Genomic DNA, 18,629 nt, shown 5'->3' with positions numbered 1-18,629 from the left:
TACCGCCAAAACACCCTAATTATCCTAGGAGTACACGGGATGAAAATAACCAAACATTTGTGGCCGATTCTGATTGTTTCAGGCCAGTTTGATGCACCGACAGACGAGGGCCTGAGGCTCCGTGAACTGGAGGAAGAACTTGTCTCCGAGCAGGAATGTTCAGTCCACCCCTCTTACAGTTACGAAGATGCCATTGAAATATTCATGTCCCGTGCTGACTTCGGCGCAGTGGTCATTGACTGGGACATCAAAGGGGAAAAGGTCGGGGAGGAGATGGAACCGGAAGTACTCCTGGACGCAATCCGCAAGCGCAACAGAAACATTCCGGTTTTCCTGTTCACTGACCGGCTTGCCATGGAAAACATCCCCACATCGGTACTCAGCAAAATCAATGAATTTCTGTGGAAAACAGCCGACACATCCGAATTTGTTGCCGGACGGATCGAGACAAGGCTGCTGGAATATGTCCGTTCGGTCTATCCGGTATTTTTCGGCGAAATGGTCAAATATTCCGAGGCATACAAGTATGCCTGGCATACTCCGGGACACATGGGCGGGGAAGGGTTCCTTAAAAGTCCGGCCGGGGTCGCCATGTACAAGTTCTACGGTGAAAACGTCTTCCGTTCCGACCTGTCCATTTCTGTTCCGGAGCTTGGTTCGCTGCTCGACCACAGCGGAGTCGTCGGGGATGCTGAAAAGAACTCCGCCCGCGTGTTCGGTGCCGACCACACCTTCTACGTGCTGAACGGAACATCCAACGTGAACCAGATCATCTGGCGCAGCCAGCTTGTGCGTGACGACATCGCCTTTGTTGACCGCAACTGCCACAAATCGCTCAACTACGCCATGGTCATCACCGATGCCTATCCCATTTACATGGTCCCACGGCGCAACAAACGCGGCATCATCGGCCCGTGCCGCCTTTCCGAATTTTCCGAGGAATCCATAAAATCCAAGGTCAATGACAACAAGCTGATTCCCGAGGAGCTCAAAAAACAGAGTGTGCGCATGTCCGCGCTGACCAACTCCACCTATGACGGAGTCTGCTACAACGTGGTAAACATCAAGAAGCAGCTTCAGAAGAGCGTGGACAACCTCCATTTCGACGAGGCATGGTACGCCTATGCACGCTTCCACTCCATGTACAAGGATCACTTCGGCATGGCCGACGATGACCTTAACGAGAACCATCCCCCGATCTTCTGCTCCCACTCCACCCACAAGCTGCTGACAGCATTTTCACAGGCCTCGATGCTGCATGTCCGCAATGGAAGCCATGTTGAAATCGACCGGGATGAACTCAACGAATCCTACATGATGCACGGTTCCACTTCTCCGCAGTACAGCATGATCGCTTCACTGGATGTTGCCACCAAAATGATGGATGACAGCGGTGAAACGCTCATGAACGAAACCATTACCGAGGCAATCAATCTGCGCAAGAAAGTTTCCCTCATTGCCCGCGAGATGCATGATTCGGGATCGTGGTTCTTTGAAATGTGGCAGCCGAGACAGGTGAACATGGACGGTGAAATCATGGACTTCGAACATGTTCCTACCGAATACCTCTGCAACAACCAGCGGCCGTGGGTATTCAGTTCCAAGGACAACTGGCATGGCTTTGACGACATCGAAGACAACTACGCCATGCTCGACCCCATCAAGCTGACCTTCACCACCCCCGGCCTGAAGGAAGACGGGACAATGGAAAAGGAAGGAATCCCCGCATCCATTGTCACAAACTACCTGATCAATCACGGCATCGTCTGCGAAAAGACCGACTATTACTCTTTCCTAATGCTCAATTCCATGGGCACAACTTCCGCAAAGCAGGGCTCCCTGCTGGCCGGGCTGCTCAAGTTCAAGGAACTTTACGATGCGAATGCACCGCTGAACATAGTCCAGCCCGATCTGGTCAAGGCCTTCCCGCAAGCCTACGACGGAGTGGGCATCAAGGACCACTGCAACGCCATCCACAACTATTATAGAGAACACAAGCTTCTCGACAAGATGCAGGCCGCCTTCCAGATTATCCCTGATCAGGCCATGAAGCCTGCGGAAGCCTACCACGCAGTCGTGCGCAAAAATGTTGAGTACGTTGAACTCAAGGATATGAAGGACCGTATCCCGGCAGTAATGATCGTGCCCTATCCTCCGGGCATTCCTGTCATCATGGGCGGCGAAATCCTCAACGACAAGGCCAGCCCTGTCTTCGACTATCTCAAGGCCCGTCAGGACTTCGAAAACGTCTTCCCCGGATATGAAAGCGATATTCACGGAGTGGAACGTATCGAACGTGACGGCAAGAAGTACTTCAAGACCATGTGCTTGAAAAAGTAGGCATGTAGCTTGTTTTGATGCGCTGCGCGTTTTTGATGATCTGAGTTGCCTCCGGCGGCTTAAACCCTTTTGCAAAAGGGTTTAAGATTCCCAAAACCTTTTATTAAGGCTTCGCCGTTGGACTCGACAATTTGTCATTGAGCAGAAAAACTTAAACACACGTTACTTGCTCAATTTGATGTATCAAAACGATGATCATAGTTTGTCGTGAGATAATATTCTAATTAGATATAAAAGGTTTGTCGGGGTTGGCTGCTTTGCCACCCCGGCAAATCATCCAGAGGAAAATTTCAACAGCACGGCGAAAAAGCCAAAGCGGCGAAGCCCCGATAAAAGTTTTTGAAGAGTCCAGAGAAACTTTTTTCAAAAAGTTTCTTTGGCCCTCGGAGAGTCGCCGAAGGCATTATTATATCAAAGCATTAAACCCTGGTGCTGCTGATGCACCGGAGACAAACTGAATGACGGAATCCGGTTCCAAAAACAAACTTTCTGTTTTCACGCTGATGATGATCAATGTCGCGGCGATATTGTCGTTGCGGGCATTTCCGGGCCTGGCTGAATACGGCTGGGGGTTGATCTTTTATCTGGCACTCGGCTCGGTCTGCTTTTTCATCCCTTCGGCACTTGTTGCTGCGGAACTTGCTTCCGGCTGGGATGATGAGGGCGGTGTTTACCTGTGGGTCAAAGAGGCATTCGGACCTAAGTGGGGTTTCGTCGCAATCTTTATGCAATGGGTGGAAAACCTTCCGTGGTTTCCTGCTGTACTGGCTTTTGCCGGTTCGGCCATAGCTTACACCTTTGACCCGGAACTGGCCTCGAACAAGTGGTTCATCGTCGGAGTCATTCAGGCGGCACTGTGGGTGGCAACCTTCCTGAACTTCCGGGACATGAAATTGTCGGCCTTCTTCAGTTCCTCCGGGGCCATCGCCGGCACAATCGTACCCGGAATATTAATAATCGTACTGGGTATCGACCATGTCCTTTCCGGGGGAACAGTGCAGATCCCTTTCACCCCGGCGGCTCTTATGCCGGACATTGAAAGCCTGCAACAGCTCATGCTGCTGGCGGCCATGCTGATTTCGTTTACCGGAATGGAAATGTCGGCCGTGCATGTAAATGAGGTCCGCAATCCATCCGTAAACTATCCCAAAGCCATATTTGCGGCCAGTGCGCTGATAATCGGACTTTCCGCGTTGGGGTCACTTGCCATTGCCATGGTTGTTCCCGCGGACGGGGTCAGCCTCAGCGCCGGAGTATGTCAGGCATTCGACAAACTTTTCCAGATTCACCGGATGGAATACATGACCCCGGTGATCTGCTTCCTCATGGCTTACGGAGCCCTGACCATGGTCATAACCTGGATGGTCGGTCCGTCGAAAGGCATCCGTGAGGTTGCCCGCGAAGGCTATCTTCCGGAATTATGGCAGAAGACAAACAGATACGGAATTCCCACCAATATCCTGATCATCCAGAGCGGGCTTTCAGCTCTGGTTTCCTGCGCCATTCTGTTTATGCCTACGGTCTCAAGCGCGTTCATGCTCATGAGTGCGCTGGCGGTGCAGCTTTACCTGATTATGTACCTGCTCATGTTCGCAGCAGCCATCAAGCTGCGCTACACAAGGCCGGAGGTAAAGAGGGGGTATACAATCCCCGGAGGCAAGGCTGGAATATGGGTGGTTTCGGGGTTGGCGATCATGACCTGCGTATTTGTGTTCATTTTCGGGTTCATTCCGCCGCAGGCCGTGCTTGATGAAGGTATCGCGGCATCCGCCGGTTATATTGGATTTCTGATGATCGGCGTGGTGCTCTTCACTTCTGTTCCCCTTTACTTCTATGCAAGGGCGGAGAAGAGAACCAATGAACAGCAGCTATCCACGACAACGGTTTAAAAAAATTAGTCATAAATTCCTATCAACAAAAAAACTTCAATCCCGATAAACAGCGCATCAAAATCAGCCCCGCAAGGCTATCGGAGAGCCGACGGAGCAGCAACCGGACAAGGAGAGTAGAAACAATGTCTGCTGAGCACAAAAAAATGGGCGTGATTGCCTGTACGGCAGTTGTAGCCGGTAACATGATGGGATCGGGTATTGCACTGCTTCCGGCAAACCTGGCTGCCATTGGCAGTATATCCATTTTCGGCTGGGCCGTGGCGCTGGTTGGAGCATTGGCACTGGCCTACGTGTATTCGCGGCTGGGCATGGAAGACCCGCAGGAGGGCGGACCAATCGCATACTCAGGTGAGGTCGCCCCGATTCTCGGCTATCAGTCCGGTCTGCTGTACTACCACGCCAACTGGATCGGCAACCTCGCCATTGCCATTACCGGTGTTGATTACCTGTCGGTATTTTTCCCGGCCCTGCAGGACCCTCTGGCCTCAGGCATAACTTCCATCGTCATCATCTGGATATTTACCGGAATAAACATTCTGGGTGCGGACTGGATAGGACGACTGGTCTCCGTAGGCGTCGTCCTGCTGCTTATCCCGGTGGCGGTTACCGGAACTGCCGGCTGGCTGTTCTTTGATGCCGCTCAGTTCAAGGCAAACTGGCTGGTCAAAGGACATACACCTGATTCTGCCGTACTGGCAGCGATCATCCTGTGTATCTGGAGCTTCATCGGCGTGGAGAGTGCCGCGGTCAACACTGCGGTGGTCAAGAATCCCAAGCGGACCATCCCGCTTTCAACCATGATCGGAACAGCGCTGGCCGGGCTGGTGTATATCCTTTCATGTTCCGCCATTTCAGGCATGTTCCCGGCAGACAGAATGGCCGCGTCCGGCGCTCCGTTTTCCATGGCCATGGGCCATATCTGTGCCGCACTGCCGTTTTCGGAATATATCCCCAAACTGGTTTCCGCGGTAACGGCCTTTGCATGTCTCGCCTCCCTCGGCTCATGGATGATGCTGGTATCTCAGGCAGGCAGCAGAGCTGCCAGTGACGGAACACTGCCGGAAATATTCGGGCGCAAAAACAGCCACGGAACCCCGGTCATGGGCCTTATCCTGTCCTCGATCATGATGAGCATCCTGCTGGTTGTTCTGATGCTGCTGTCCAAAGGGGGGAATACCCAGTCCCTGTTCGGCAACATCGCATCCATTGCCGTGCTGCTGACCCTGCCCCCCTATTTTTATTCCGCCCTGAACCTGCTGCGCCGCTACGGCTTCCATGCCAAAAAAGCATGGCTACAGATCGCATCGGCCCTGCTGGCATGCGGATTCTGCCTCATAGCACTGTCCGGTGCTGCCAAGGACGCCCTGATCGGCTGCATGATCGTTATGCTCTGCACCTTTATTTTCTACGCAGGAAAGGACAGGACGGAATTTGAACGCAAGATCCGGGAACAGGCTTAACCGCTGTGCCCGCAAAGCTTCAATAAATCCAAATAGGCACATATCCTTTGATACAAAACAAGGCCCGTCAGCATTTTCAGAAATACTGACGGGCCTTGTCTGTAGAGCTTTTCAGGCGGAATCAACCGACCACTTCTGTTGCCGGTAAAGAGCTTTCATGCCTCCTGCAGACCTTCAGGATTACATTAAAACAAACCCGCTTGCCAAAGAATCATGAATGAATGTACTTCCGGGGTATGGGACACATAATCGGAAAAGACATATACCGCAGTCTGGGGAAAAAGGTGGATAACACCACCGTACGCATGCCGTGGTCGGCAGCTCTGCACGAGATGCTCAGGAGTCTTTACACTCCGGCGGAAGCCGAATTTATCGTGAAGATGCCGTACCGCCCTTCATCTATTGAACGCATTGCTGATCTGACCGGCATGGACACAAATTATCTGCTGCCCATGCTGGAATCAATGTGCTTGAAGGGCCTGGTCTGCGACCTTTGGGAAAAGGATCATTATACATATATGATCAGCCCTTTTGTCATCGGATTCTTTGAGTTTACCATGATGCGGACCCACGGCGAGCTGAATTCAAAAAAATGGGCTGAACTGTTCCATAATTACATGTTCGGAGACAGGGAATTCCTGAAAGCAAACTTCGGGGACGGGCAGCAGATTTCTGTCATGCGCACCCTGCCTTACGAAGAGACCATCAGGGACATCGAGCATGTTGAGGTTCTTGATTATGAGCGGGCGGAATTTCTGGTGGCTGAACAGGACCTGTTTGCCGTAAGCCTGTGCTCCTGCCGACATGAAAAGATGCACCTTGGAAAGCAGGACTGCAATGTTGACCTTGAAACCTGTACCTCCATGGGTGAGGCAGCAAAATTCCTGATCCGCAATAAATTTGCCCGCGAAATTTCACGCTCTGAGATGCATGACATCATGGCTCGTTCAAAGGAAATGGGCTTTACCATCACCACCGACAATGTAAAAAAGGACGCCGGATTTTTCTGCCACTGCTGCGGCTGCTGCTGTAACCTCATGAACGGCATCAAGTATTCCGGCTATCCCGGAGTGCTGGTTTCTTCCACCTTTATAGCCTCGGTGGACCGTGAAAAATGTAACGGTTGCGGGCTCTGTGCCAAGGCCTGCCCCATAGATGCCATCTCCATCCGTCAAGACGAAATCAGACCCGGAGAAAAGAAACGCCGTCATGCGCTCGTAGATCAGAGAATATGTCTTGGCTGCGGTGTTTGTGCCTTAAAATGCAAAACAGGGGCACTGGGCATGGATAAGCGCGCTCAGAGGGTAATCCATCCGGAAGACAGTTTTGAACGGGTAATCCTGCAATCCCTTGAACGGGACACTTTACAGAACCTTATTTTCGATAACCCCAACAGCCGCAGCGAGGAGTTTATGCGTTCTGTGCTGGGCGGCTTTCTTAAACTTCCACCGGTAAAAAAGGGTCTGATGAGCGATGCCTTGCGCTCTCGTTTTCTGAATGTACTGAGAAAAGCCACTTCATAATGACCTTGTGTTGAATCAAACTGCATGGGATGGACCTGGTTATGCATCTTTATGCAACAACGTTGTTCTCTGCACAGGGGTCTAATACAGCCAACGGCCACAGGTTTTTCTATTCAATTTTAAAAGAGACTTGCCTTTGCCGCTTCATGGAGGTTACTGTTTCGTCTAGTCCTTGAAACATCTTTATGACGCATACAGGAAAGTACCTGCTAAATGAAAATCCTCACTGTTGATGATGATATTATTGCCAGAAAAAGACTGGCAAAGCTTCTTGGATCATGGGGACACGTCGTTGCTGAAGCCGGGAACGGCCGTGAGGGCATTGAAAAATTCACTGCAGAAGCGGAACCGTTCGACATCGTGATTACTGACTGGATGATGCCTGAGATCAACGGCTATGATCTGGCGCGCATGATCAGACAGGAGAGTTCCGGCAAGCCTTACGTTTATATAATATTCCTTACCGGCAAGGACTCAAAGGCCGACATTGCACTGGCACTGGAATCCGCCGGGGCAGACGACTACCTGACCAAGCCGTTTGATGATCACGAGCTTGCAGCCCGCATTTCGGTTGGCTCCCGCATGGTCGGTCTTGAGCGGAAACTTACTGCTTACTCCAGCCACCTAGAACAGGTTGTTGACGAACAGACCAAGATCATACGCAGGGGCCGCGAAGAGCTCATCTTCAGGCTGATGTCTTCACTCCAATACCGCGACGATGAAACCGGAAACCATGTCCGGAGAATCGGTGCATATTGTGAACTTATTGCCCAAAAGATGGGTTGGAATCGTAAGCGTATTGCTATCTGCCGCGTTGCCTCTTCCATGCATGACCTGGGAAAAATCGGAATCCCTGATGCAATCCTGAAAAAACCGGGTAGCCTGACTCCGGAAGAATTCGAAGTAATCAAGACCCATCCACGTATCGGAGCGGATATTCTCTCCGGAACTGAATATACGCTGATCGAGACTGCCGGTCTGATCAGCCTGCACCATCACGAAAAATGGGATGGAAGCGGTTATCCTCAGGGTTTATCCGGGAAGGACATCTCCGAAGAAGGCCGGATCACCGCAATTGCCGATGTATTCGATGCTCTTGTCAATGACCGTGTCTACCGCCCGGCAATGCCGTTCGATCAGGCCATGGAAATAATGGACGCAGGAAGGGGAACCCACTTCGATCCTGACATTTATGATATTTTCAGAAAGAATATTGATCTGGTGTTGGATATTCTAAAACAATATTCCGACTGAGTTATGCCGTTCCACAGGAGAGGGTCTTATGAAAACAGTGCAGACCGTATGGACACCCGGCAATGGCTGGGAAACCGCTCCGGGATCACTTGGACTGAGTGATGCCGGGCTTGTTCTTATTTTCGGTTCCGGAAAAGCAGTGCACGACCAGCCGCTTCTGGCCGAAATAACCGCTGCCTTCCCGAAAGCGGTTGTGGCCGGATGCTCGACTGCCGGAGAAATACGCGGCGACCGGGTATATGACGACTCCCTGACCGTTACGGCCGTCAGCTTTGAGCAGACTTCAGTACGGGCTGTTCACGACACATTTACAAGCAAGAATGAAGTATTCAAGGTCGCCGAAAACATGGCCAGAAAGCTTGTCGGAGACGGGCTGACTCATGTTCTGGTACTGTCCGACGGACTTGGGGTCAACGGCACGGAACTGGCGCAGGGGATCACTGCAGCCCTTCCGGCAGATGTATCTGTAAGCGGAGGATTGGCCGGAGACGGTTCCCGGTTTGAAAACACCTATGTGTTCTGTGACGGCAAACCTATCCAGCATACCATCCTGCTGATCGGATTTTATTCCGACAGGCTTGAGGTCGGCTGCGGTTCCATGGGCGGCTGGGATTCTTTCGGCCCCCTGCGGCAGGTGACCAGATCTGACGGCAATGTACTCTACGAGCTGGATAACAGATCCGCACTTGAACTGTACAAGGACTACCTTGGTGAATTCGCTGAAGGGCTTCCGGCCTCCGGCCTGCTCTTTCCCCTGAGCATGAGTGTCGAGGGAACGGACAAGTGCGAACTGGTCAGAACGATACTGGGAATTGATGAAGCTGAGCAATCCATGACCTTTGCCGGGGACATCCCGGAGGGCTCCAAGGTAAGATTCATGAAGGCCAACAAAGACCGCCTGATTGACGGGGCACAGAACGCGGCGGAAATTTGCCTGTCCCGGCTGCACGGGCCTTCTGAACTGGCTCTCTGCGTCAGTTGTGTAGGCCGCAAGCTTGTACTCGGCCAGCGGGTTGAGGAAGAGGTTGAGGCGGCCCTGAATGTGCTGGGGGAACAGACAGCGGTATGCGGGTATTATTCCTACGGAGAGCTTTCACCCATACGCGGGCAGGAGCAGTGCTCACTGCACAACCAGACCATGACCGTGACCGTCTTCAGGGAAAAGTAAAGTATGAAAGACCTGCACAACCTTTTGAAACGGCAGCTCAAGCGGCATCTGAATATCGATGCGGAGAGTCTCGAAGGACCGCTTCTCAAGTTTGTGCAGGCTGTGAACGATGCATATCAGGACTCCGATGCCGACCGCAGGATGCTGGAACGGTCCCTTGAACTTAGTTCTGCGGAACTTATGGATGCCAACATGAGCCTGACCAGACTTCTGGAAGAGCTCGAAGAACGGGTTGAGGAGCGGACTTCAGAACTTCAAACTTCACAACTGGCCCTCAAAGAGAGCGAAGAACGATTACGGGTTCTCTATGAAGCTGCCCCGGTAGGTATTTTCCAGTCCCGGCCCGAGGGGCAGTATCTCTACGCCAACAAGCGCCTCGCCAGAATGTACGGATACGGCAGCCCGGAAGAACTGGTAAGCAGTGTTTCATCCATTGCCTCGACAATTTATGCCGACCCGGAAGAACGGGAGTGGGTCCAGGTCCAGCTGCGCGAACAGGGCAGGCTGATCGGCTATGAAACCAGAAGACGCAGAAAAGACGGTTCTGTTTTCTGGGCCTCCTTGAGCATTCAGTCCTGCGTGGACCCGGAAACAGGGCGGACCACCCACTATGACGGGTTCATAATGGACATCACCGTACGCAAGGAGGCGGAAGAAAAGCTTAGGCTGGCACTTGAAGCGGCTGAAGGTGCCAACCGGGCCAAATCAATTTTTCTGGCCAATATGAGCCACGAAATCCGTACCCCTCTGAACGGTATTATCGGCCTGGCTGAAATTATGCTGGGATCTCCGCTCAACTCCAGTCAGGAAAGATTTATGCGCCAGCTCAAGAGTACGTCCTATTCCCTGCTGAGCGTTCTCAATGACATTCTTGATTTTTCAAAAATTGAAGCCAACAGGCTGGTTATCGAAAGCGGACCGGTGCATATCCGGGAGCTGGTAGCGGACTGCCTGCGCCTGCTTTATGTTCAGGCAAGGGACAAGAGTCTGGAACTGCTGTTCAGGATAGGGACAGATGTGCCTGAAATTATCGAAGGGGATGGAGACCGGATCAGGCAGGTAATGCTGAACATAGTGTCCAATGCCATCAAATTCACCGAGTCAGGGGAAATTCTGGTCGAGGTGGCTTTTGAAAATACCACCCCCGGATTCGGAATGCTTTACTGCTCCATCCACGATACCGGCCCGGGTATCCCCAAGGATAAACTTGAATCCGTCTTCAACGCCTTTGAACAGATCGACGGCTCACTGACCCGTTCGCGCGGCGGGACCGGGCTGGGGCTGACCATCAGCTACCAGCTTGTGTCACTCATGGGTGGGCGGCTTTACTGCACCAGTGAGCTGGGCAAAGGGAGTTCATTCAACTTTTCCCTTCCCTTACGGGTTATCAAGGATAACTCCTCAGAACTTATTACCGTCGGGCGTGAGGAACTGCAGGGATTGCATATGCTGGTGGCTGACCTGAATTCAACCAACCGCTCCATTATACGGGAAATGCTCGAAAACTGGGGCGGTATTGTGGATGAAGCAGACTCCGTAACCAAAGCACTCAGCCGTATTGAAAAAGCCGTGAACGGCAAAAATCCCTATCAGCTTATCGTCTGCGACATAAACCTGCCGGGCATGGAAGGCAGGAATTTTTCCGACGCAATTGCGAAAAATCCACTTATCTCAAGTGCTCTGGTTGTTATGCTTGGGGGTGTTGAAAAGTATTTTACCCCAGACAGGGACGAAGTTCTGGCCAATGCCTTCCTGTACAAACCCGTCACTTCATCAGATCTGCTTTCAGCGGTAATGCAGGCCCTGTCCAGCGATGCCGGGCTGCAAAGCAGCTCACAGGGCAGTAAAATCAATGTTCTTATCTCCGCCACGCCGAAACGGATTCTGCTGGTCGAAGACACCCCACTAAACCAGCGTGTTGCCAAATATATGATCGAAGGGTGGGGCCATTCCGTGACGATAGCCGAAAACGGCCATGACGGTTTTGAGCAGTTTATTTCCGGCAATTTTGATCTGGTGCTCATGGATGTACAGATGCCTGTCATGGACGGTCTTGAAGCAACCGGACACATCCGGGCCTACGAGAAGAAGCACGGCCTCAACCACACGCCCATACTGGCCATGACCGCACATGCCCTCAAGGGAGATGCGGAAGTCTGTATTGATGCGGGAATGGATGACTACATTTCAAAACCCATCAACTGGAAAGGACTATTTGCGAAGATTGAGCTGCACGAGGCAGGGGTGAAAGCTCCGGAAATGGTCACTACATCTCAGGAAGCAATTTCTCAGGCACCTTCACAGGCAGCAAATGTGGAAGTTCTCAGTCTCGACAGCCTTGTTTCGAAATTCAACAACGACAAGGAATTCCTGCTCCAGATGGTTGAAATACTCGAAAGCGAGATTCCTCAGCGCATGGACAAAATAAGTGCCGCTGTTCAGAGCAGGAACTTTTCAATGATTGAAATGGAATCGCACGCCCTGAAAAGCATGCTGGGCAACTTCGGCAAGACCGGTGCCTATCACGCCTCAAGACAACTTGAAACAGCCGGACATAAAGAGCTTTCCTCCGCCATTGATGAACAATTTAGTCATCTTGAACAGGAGGTTTCACAATTCATGACCAACCTCCGCGAACTCTTTTGATCCCTTATGACCGCCTGTCGTTAACAAGCTCCACAGGTCTGATTTCGACTGCCGTTCCTGGTTTTGAGCATTTTTAGATGGTTAATCTAATCCTGATTGTGCTATAATCGTCATAATTTAGAATCTGATCTTTAACACACTTATATTACGATATTAATTCAGCTCTACAAATTATATCATTCAATGATTTTAGCTATTATTGCGCCGCAATTTAAAGTGTCAAAACCGAAAAAAATGTTCAAAAGTGAACAAGGTTTAGCGCCAAATTTTGAAAAAATGTTTGAAAGTGGTCATTTTTTACATGCAATATTTTTTTTTATCTGTTAGATTCCAAGTAACCTGAAAGGGATAAAAGGCTAGAAATTAAGGATCTGGAGTGGAAGGTCCTTACTTTTAAATAAACACATAAAAGGCAGGTATGAGAAATGGGTGCAACCAGACTCTACAAAGCGATTTTCGAAATTACCAGAGCTGTAAACTCCAGCCTGGAGCCTAAGAAAGTTCTGAACAGCATTGCCGAAAAAGTGGCAACTGAAATGGAGCTCAAGGGCTGTTTTATCAGACTCCTTGACCGCACGGGAGAAACCCTGCTGGCCGATGCTTCCTACGGCCTTTCAGCTCGTTACGAGAAAAAAGGTCCGGTCGAAGTTTCCAAGAGCCGTCTTGATCAGGAAGTTCTTCAGGGCAAGATCGTAACTATTGCCGACGTTCGCAAAGACGATCGCTTCCAGTATCCTGATGAAGCAGCAAAGGAAGGCCTCGTATCCCTCGTAGTTCTTCCCCTCACAGCCCGCGGTGAAAAGGTTATCGGTGTTCTCCGCGTATACTCCGGCGAACAGCGCGAATTTTCCGAGGATGAACTGGACTTCCTGAAGTGCGTTGCAGACCTCTCCGGTCTCGCCCTTGAAAACGCACGCATGTACTCCGCACTCAAACGTGCGAGTGAACTGGCCAACGAATACATCTACCGGGTTGACGATTAACCCTTTCTCTTATTTGAGGATATAGAAATGAGCAAAGTAAAAGTAGGTATTAACGGCTTCGGTCGTATCGGCCGTCAGGTTGTAAAAACCATCTGGGAAAGACACCGCGACACTGTTGAAGTAGTTGCCGTGAACGACCTTTTCGATATCGAAACAAACGCCGCCCTTTTTGCACGCGATACCAACTACGGAAAGTTTCCTGCTGAAGTACGGGTTGAAGGCAACACCATGCACATCGGTTCGGATTTCACCATCCGGAACTTCGCAGAACGCGATCCCAAGCGTATCCCCTGGGGAGAGTGCGGTGTAGATGTTGTGGTTGAAGCTACCGGTATTTTCCGCACCGGCCCCACCGCAGCACAGCACCTTGAAGGCGGCGCAAAAAAAGTTGTCATCTCTGCTCCTGCAAAGGAAGAAGACATCACCGTTGTAATGGGCGTAAACCATACCGATTACGATCCCGCGAAGCACAACATCATTTCCAATGCTTCCTGCACCACCAACTGCCTGGCACCGATCGTTAAGACCATGCACGAGAAGTTCGGTATTGAAAAAGGCGTAATGACCACAGTTCACGCCTACACCAACGACCAGCGCATTCTCGACCAGCCGCACAAGGACCTGCGCCGTGCACGCGCTGCTGCATGCAACATGATTCCCACCTCCACAGGTGCTGCCAAGGCTGTTGCACTGGTTATCCCCGAAATGAAAGGCCGTTTCGAAGGCTACTCTGTGCGTGTCCCCACACCCACTGTATCTCTTGTAGACTTCGTTGCCATCCTCAAGAAAGATACCACCACTGAAGAGCTCAAGGCCGTTCTGAAGAATGCTGCCGAAGGCGAACTCAAAGGAATCATGGGTTACTCCGAAGCTCCTCTGGTCTCCAGCGACTTCCTTGCTGACCCCCATTCCGGTATCGTCGAAGCTGATTTCACCGTTGTACAGGGCGGAAACCTCGCCAAAGTATACGCCTGGTATGACAACGAATGGGGCTACTCCTGCCGTGTTGCCGACCTCATCGACTACATGGGTAAATGCGGGCTGTAGCCTCAGGGCGATGAACCCCTCACGGGTGTAGAAGGCAAGAGTGGATGTAGCCTTCACGCACCCACCGGGAGCGCAACCTCCCGAAACTTTTGAACGGGCCGGAGATCGGCTCCGACCCGCTCAAGGGTGGTACTTAAGATTTGAGAAACCGGCAGAACCAGATTCCCTACATCTGGATCTGCCGGTTTCTCATTTTTCTTACCAAATGAAATTTATGGCCCCAGCCAACGGACTTCTCCGCTGTCGGTATCATATACCGCACCCATCATCTGCGCCTTTCCTGCCCGTATCTTTTCCAGTACAGCCGGGCATTGACTTAAAACATCCCGCATAACCTGTCGAACATTGGTCTCGGCGACCTTATCAGCAAGCTCGTTGCCTTCCAGGGAAGGATAAAGAATTCTGGTCATCTTCACCGCCGGTTCCAGTTTGCCCAGCAGCTGCAGCATATGCCCCTGCATTTTCACTTTATCTATGGCCGCACGGATAAGGGTACTGCGGGTGTTGCCCATTACCACCATCAGCGGGGTTTCAAGAGCGAGCATGGAATATTCAACGGATGCCAGAGTGTCGCTTCCTGCCACGGTCCCGGCGGATCGGATTACAAACAGATCCCCAAGTCCCCGGTCGAAGATAAGGACCGGGTCAACCCGGGAATCAGACCCGCAGACGATCGTTGCAAAAGGGGACTGCCCCTTGAGGGCCAGAATCTTGCGCTGGTGTGACGTCTGGTTGGGATAAACGCTGTTGCCCTTTACAAATCGCAGGTTTCCTTCCTTAAGCAGCAGAAGGGAACGGTCGGCGCCATTGGCCTCCACTCCCGCGTCCGTGGCATTATCGGCCGCAGCAGGACTGCAATTTATACAGACCAGAACTGCAATACACAGTAATAATAACACATTTTTCAATTCGGATCTCCGCCGGTTTGTAATCATCATCTATTTCGGGTGAGCATACATAGTATACCCGCGTTTATGCAAGCTATGCTGATGAAAAGACTTCCACCGCAAACATAAAGATGATGCCGTAACTACCGATCATATATGTAAGACGCCAATCGGGAGGCAGTCAGGAATAACCGTTCAGGTTATCCGCTTCGAAATACCATGCCCGATCGTTCACCAAGGCGAGACACAGCAGAAAATGACGCTCTGCACCGCTGAACGGTCAGGCATGGTATTGCTTTATGCGCTGCAATTTTCCTTTTTTTGACAGGTCGTGCTTGTTTCGCCTGAGCAGTGTGCTATATTCAAAAGCGACTCAATTAAACATGGTATAACCCATAAATTTAGAGGTAAATGTCATGAAGCGAACCCTGATCATGGCCTTCACGGCTTCTCTGGTGCTGGTCGCGTGCAGCGCCTTTGCCTGTACGACAACGATTACCGGCAAAAAAGCCTCCGCCGACGGCTCAGTAATGGTTTCACATTCCGATGACGGACTCGGCGACGGACGGCTCATCTACGTACCGGCCAAAAAACATAAGAAAGACAGCATGCGCCCGGTTTACTATGATGCCTGTTCGCTGGGATACAAACCTGAGTGGGGCGCAAGCGAGACCAAGCGCATAGTCAGCCACAGCCGTGCACCCGGCTACGACACCCCCGGATTCCCGTTGAGCATTCCCATTGGTTATATCCCGCAGGTGGAGCACACATATGCATACTTTGATGCAAACTACGGGATCATCAATGAACACCAGCTCTCAATCGGTGAATGTACCGACAAGGCAAAGGTTCATCCGGAACCGGCTCCGGGGAAACGCATTTTCTATTCTTCCGAGCTCTCCCGCGTGGCTCTGGAACGCTGCAAAAAAGCCCGTGACGCGGTCAAGTTCATGGGAGAACTCATCGATAAATACGGTTACTATGGAACCGGAGAAACCCTGCTGGTCGCCGATCCCGAGGAGGGGTGGGTCTTTGAAATGTGCGGATACGACATGGATGGAACAGGGGGAGTCTGGGTAGCCAAGCGCGTCCCGGATGACTCATTTTTCGTTGCAGCAAACCAGTTCCGCATCCGCGATGTCCTGAAGGGCGACAAAAATATGATGCATTCCGCCAACATATTCAAAATTGCCCAGCAGAAAGGATGGTGGAAGCCGGAAGACGGCCCCCTGGACTGGACCAAGGTCTACGGTGACGGAGAATTTCATCACCCATACTATTCACTGCGCCGGGTCTGGCGGGCCCTGTCCATAGTTGCTCCTTCAATGAACCTGCCCGCATGGGTTGAAGGGGCTTTTACCACAGTCTATCCTTTTGCCATCAAACCAGACCAGAAGCTCACTGTTGAAGATGTCTTCAAGATCCACCGGGACAACTATGAAGGAACCGAGTTTGACCTGACCAAAGGTCTGGCTGCCGGACCTTTCGGCGACCCCAACCGCTTTGAAGGCCATGCCGAGGGGCAAGCCGATCAGGACGGACACATAAGCACCGTCAAAGGCGCGTTTGAACGTCCCCTGAACATCTACCGCTGCGTGTACGCCTATGTTAACCAGTCCCGCAAATGGCTGCCGGATGCCGTAGGCGGTCTGACCTGGTTCGGTCCGGATCGTCCTGCCACCGCAGTGCTCATGCCCTTCTACGCCGGTGTAGACAATCTGCCCCATCCTATCCAGACGGGAGACATCCTCAAGTTCCAGAAGGACAGCATGTGGACGGCCTTCAACTATGTGGCCAACTATGCCATGCTCAAGTACAGCTACATGATCAAGGACATCCATGCGGTCCGGGATCATTTCGAAATGCAGGCCTTCGGTTCTCAGGATGAACTGGAACAGAATGCCGTCGAACTCATCGAGCAGGGCAAGAACACCGAAGCAGCAAAACTACTTACCCAGTACTGCGCCAACAATGCCGGAAATGTTCTTGATGCATGGTGGAAATTATCCGAACATCTCTACATCAAGTATAATGATGGATACCTGAATACCAAATCAGGGATAGCCCAGTCTGTTGGGTATCCCGCGTGGTGGCTTAAAAAAGTCGGCTATGAAAACGGTCCGCTTACCTATGAACATAAGCCCGGTGAAAATTGATTCTACGCCTTCGGCGTCCAGAGAGGGGAACTTTTGCAAAAGTTTCCCTCTCTGAACTCTCACTTCAAGACCTTTTAACAGGCTTCACTCACAGCTTGTTGAACAGGCATAAAAAATCCCGCAATATCTTAAAGATATGGAATGCACCCCAATATGCGGCATTTTTGCCATTATTTTTAAGTTGTTATGCGGTAACTGTTTTTGAAATATGGATATTGCTTTAACTCCGCATAAATTAATTGCCATGCATCTTCTCGGCAGGCAATAGTCTTAAATCAATAGGTATTTAAAAGTGTTCTTGATAACACTCAACCAACTACAACACCCCCAAAACCTATTCCATCATGTTCTCTTCCACTTCAAGAAATGTATTTACTGTCTGTCCGAGGCTTGCCGGGTCCTGATACATCAGCCAGTGGGTTGCGTTCCTGAAACGCACCAGCCATGATCCGTCTATTCTGCGCACCAGCTCCATGCTCAGTGGTTCTGGCAGGATATCATCGTCAGTGCCCGAGATTACCAGCGTGTCTATTTGCAGTTCCTGCAGACTGGAGCAGGTTCCGGGCCAGTTGAGCATGGCTTCGGCTTGAGCGGATACTGCCTTCGGATCAGGAGCGATGGACGGACGCGGAAGCTCTTTGAGCGCATCAGGATGTTTTTCCATCCACCCGGAAGGGAAAAAATGGCTGAGCAGCTCCTTGGTGTCCATGCGTATCAACCTGCGGGTGATGTCTGCAACAGGGATTGGGTCACAGGCAGTACCCAAAAGGATGAGCTTGTCCACCTTGTCCGGATGGGTGAGGGCCAGTTCCTGGGCAACAAGTCCGCCCATTGACCAGCCAAGTATATGTGCTTTGGGATAGCCAAGAGTCTCCAGAAGTATTGCTGCATCATCGGCCATGCGGCTGATGGATATTTTCTCGACTCCTGCAGAGGTGCTGGCGATGCCTCGGTTGTCATAGGTTATCACCGTATGTTTTTCAGCGAGGATCCTGATCAGTTCGGCGTCCCATATATCCATTGTGCCGGCAAAGCCCATAACCATCAGCAACGGTTCTCCTTTTCCGAAGATACGGTAACCGACCGTAATGTCGCCTGAGCGGACGTGCTGGACAGGAAGCGGTGCAAGGTATTCTGCCTGCTGGACGTAATCTCGGGCAGTACATCCGCACAGCAACAGCCCAAGAAGCAGTATCGGGATCATTCGTTTCATCGGGTCGCTCCATGTTGAGGTTCAGATCAACATAAACGATGGGAACTGATTTTGGAATGA

General features: G+C 51.4%; 12 protein-coding genes. 10 read left to right on the top strand and 2 right to left on the bottom strand.

The genetic code is table 11. From position 1 onward, the window contains the following. Nucleotides 1-39 precede the first annotated feature (39 nt). From N7E73_RS08715 to gap, 9 genes are all read left to right on the top strand, one after another. Entirely contained in the window at nucleotides 40-2,340 is a 2,301-nt protein-coding gene (locus N7E73_RS08715; RefSeq protein ID WP_432738673.1) for an Orn/Lys/Arg decarboxylase N-terminal domain-containing protein, read from the top strand. A 458-nt stretch (nucleotides 2,341-2,798) separates the two neighbouring features. Further along, nucleotides 2,799-4,229, top strand: coding sequence for an amino acid permease (locus N7E73_RS08710; RefSeq protein ID WP_432738672.1), 1,431 nt, complete (start codon nucleotides 2,799-2,801; stop codon nucleotides 4,227-4,229). Nucleotides 4,230-4,354: 125 nt separating this feature from the next. Beyond that, nucleotides 4,355-5,692 (top strand): cadaverine/lysine antiporter, encoded by a 1,338-nt coding sequence (gene cadB, locus N7E73_RS08705; RefSeq protein WP_432738671.1) that lies wholly within the window; start codon nucleotides 4,355-4,357, stop codon nucleotides 5,690-5,692. A gap of 284 nt (nucleotides 5,693-5,976) precedes the next feature. Further along, nucleotides 5,977-7,215 (top strand): ATP-binding protein, encoded by a 1,239-nt coding sequence (locus N7E73_RS08700; protein WP_432738670.1) that lies wholly within the window; start codon nucleotides 5,977-5,979, stop codon nucleotides 7,213-7,215. A 213-nt stretch (nucleotides 7,216-7,428) separates the two neighbouring features. Beyond that, on the top strand, nucleotides 7,429-8,469 hold the full coding sequence (locus N7E73_RS08695; RefSeq protein WP_432738669.1) for an HD domain-containing phosphohydrolase: 1,041 nt from the start codon (nucleotides 7,429-7,431) through the stop codon (nucleotides 8,467-8,469). 28 nt (nucleotides 8,470-8,497) lie between these two features. Further along, a complete protein-coding gene (locus N7E73_RS08690) occupies nucleotides 8,498-9,637 on the top strand; it encodes an FIST signal transduction protein (protein ID WP_432738668.1) in 1,140 nt (379 codons plus the stop codon). A gap of 3 nt (nucleotides 9,638-9,640) precedes the next feature. Further along, the gene (locus N7E73_RS08685) at nucleotides 9,641-12,283 is read left to right on the top strand and encodes a response regulator (RefSeq protein WP_432738667.1); all 2,643 of its coding nucleotides are present in this window, start codon (nucleotides 9,641-9,643) and stop codon (nucleotides 12,281-12,283) included. Between the two features lie 425 nt (nucleotides 12,284-12,708). After that, a complete protein-coding gene (locus N7E73_RS08680) occupies nucleotides 12,709-13,266 on the top strand; it encodes a GAF domain-containing protein (RefSeq protein ID WP_432738666.1) in 558 nt (185 codons plus the stop codon). A 27-nt stretch (nucleotides 13,267-13,293) separates the two neighbouring features. Beyond that, the gene (gap, locus tag N7E73_RS08675; RefSeq protein WP_432738665.1) at nucleotides 13,294-14,313 is read left to right on the top strand and encodes a type I glyceraldehyde-3-phosphate dehydrogenase; all 1,020 of its coding nucleotides are present in this window, start codon (nucleotides 13,294-13,296) and stop codon (nucleotides 14,311-14,313) included. 212 nt (nucleotides 14,314-14,525) lie between these two features. Here the strand turns inward: gap and N7E73_RS08670 are convergent, their stop codons facing one another. Continuing rightward, nucleotides 14,526-15,212: a carbonic anhydrase gene (locus tag N7E73_RS08670; RefSeq protein WP_432738852.1), complete on the bottom strand. Its 687-nt coding sequence runs from the start codon at nucleotides 15,210-15,212 to the stop codon at nucleotides 14,526-14,528. A gap of 404 nt (nucleotides 15,213-15,616) precedes the next feature. Between N7E73_RS08670 and N7E73_RS08665 the strand changes: the two genes are divergently transcribed. After that, the gene (locus tag N7E73_RS08665) at nucleotides 15,617-17,356 is read left to right on the top strand and encodes a dipeptidase (protein ID WP_432738664.1); all 1,740 of its coding nucleotides are present in this window, start codon (nucleotides 15,617-15,619) and stop codon (nucleotides 17,354-17,356) included. 334 nt (nucleotides 17,357-17,690) lie between these two features. Here the strand turns inward: N7E73_RS08665 and N7E73_RS08660 are convergent, their stop codons facing one another. Further along, the gene (locus tag N7E73_RS08660; protein ID WP_432738663.1) at nucleotides 17,691-18,569 is read right to left on the bottom strand and encodes an alpha/beta fold hydrolase; all 879 of its coding nucleotides are present in this window, start codon (nucleotides 18,567-18,569) and stop codon (nucleotides 17,691-17,693) included. Nucleotides 18,570-18,629: the final 60 nt, after the last annotated feature.

The sequence above is a fragment of the Maridesulfovibrio sp. FT414 genome (genome assembly GCF_050916235.1).
Classification (GTDB): domain Bacteria; phylum Desulfobacterota; class Desulfovibrionia; order Desulfovibrionales; family Desulfovibrionaceae; genus Maridesulfovibrio.
Note: the sequence above shows the minus strand (reverse complement) of the source record. Positions and strands in the feature narration are given on the sequence as shown.

Excerpts from the sequence above, each read along its gene's own strand:
- N7E73_RS08715 (WP_432738673.1), top strand. The coding sequence starts at position 40 with ATGAAAATAACCAAACATTTGTGGCCGATTCTGATTGTTTCAGGCCAG.
- N7E73_RS08710 (WP_432738672.1), top strand. The coding sequence starts at position 2,799 with ATGACGGAATCCGGTTCCAAAAACAAACTTTCTGTTTTCACGCTGATG.
- cadB (WP_432738671.1), top strand. The coding sequence starts at position 4,355 with ATGTCTGCTGAGCACAAAAAAATGGGCGTGATTGCCTGTACGGCAGTT.
- N7E73_RS08695 (WP_432738669.1), top strand. The coding sequence starts at position 7,429 with ATGAAAATCCTCACTGTTGATGATGATATTATTGCCAGAAAAAGACTG.
- N7E73_RS08690 (WP_432738668.1), top strand. The coding sequence starts at position 8,498 with ATGAAAACAGTGCAGACCGTATGGACACCCGGCAATGGCTGGGAAACC.
- N7E73_RS08685 (WP_432738667.1), top strand. The coding sequence starts at position 9,641 with ATGAAAGACCTGCACAACCTTTTGAAACGGCAGCTCAAGCGGCATCTG.
- N7E73_RS08680 (WP_432738666.1), top strand. The coding sequence starts at position 12,709 with ATGGGTGCAACCAGACTCTACAAAGCGATTTTCGAAATTACCAGAGCT.
- gap (WP_432738665.1), top strand. The coding sequence starts at position 13,294 with ATGAGCAAAGTAAAAGTAGGTATTAACGGCTTCGGTCGTATCGGCCGT.
- N7E73_RS08665 (WP_432738664.1), top strand. The coding sequence starts at position 15,617 with ATGAAGCGAACCCTGATCATGGCCTTCACGGCTTCTCTGGTGCTGGTC.
- N7E73_RS08660 (WP_432738663.1), bottom strand. The coding sequence starts at position 18,569 with ATGAAACGAATGATCCCGATACTGCTTCTTGGGCTGTTGCTGTGCGGA.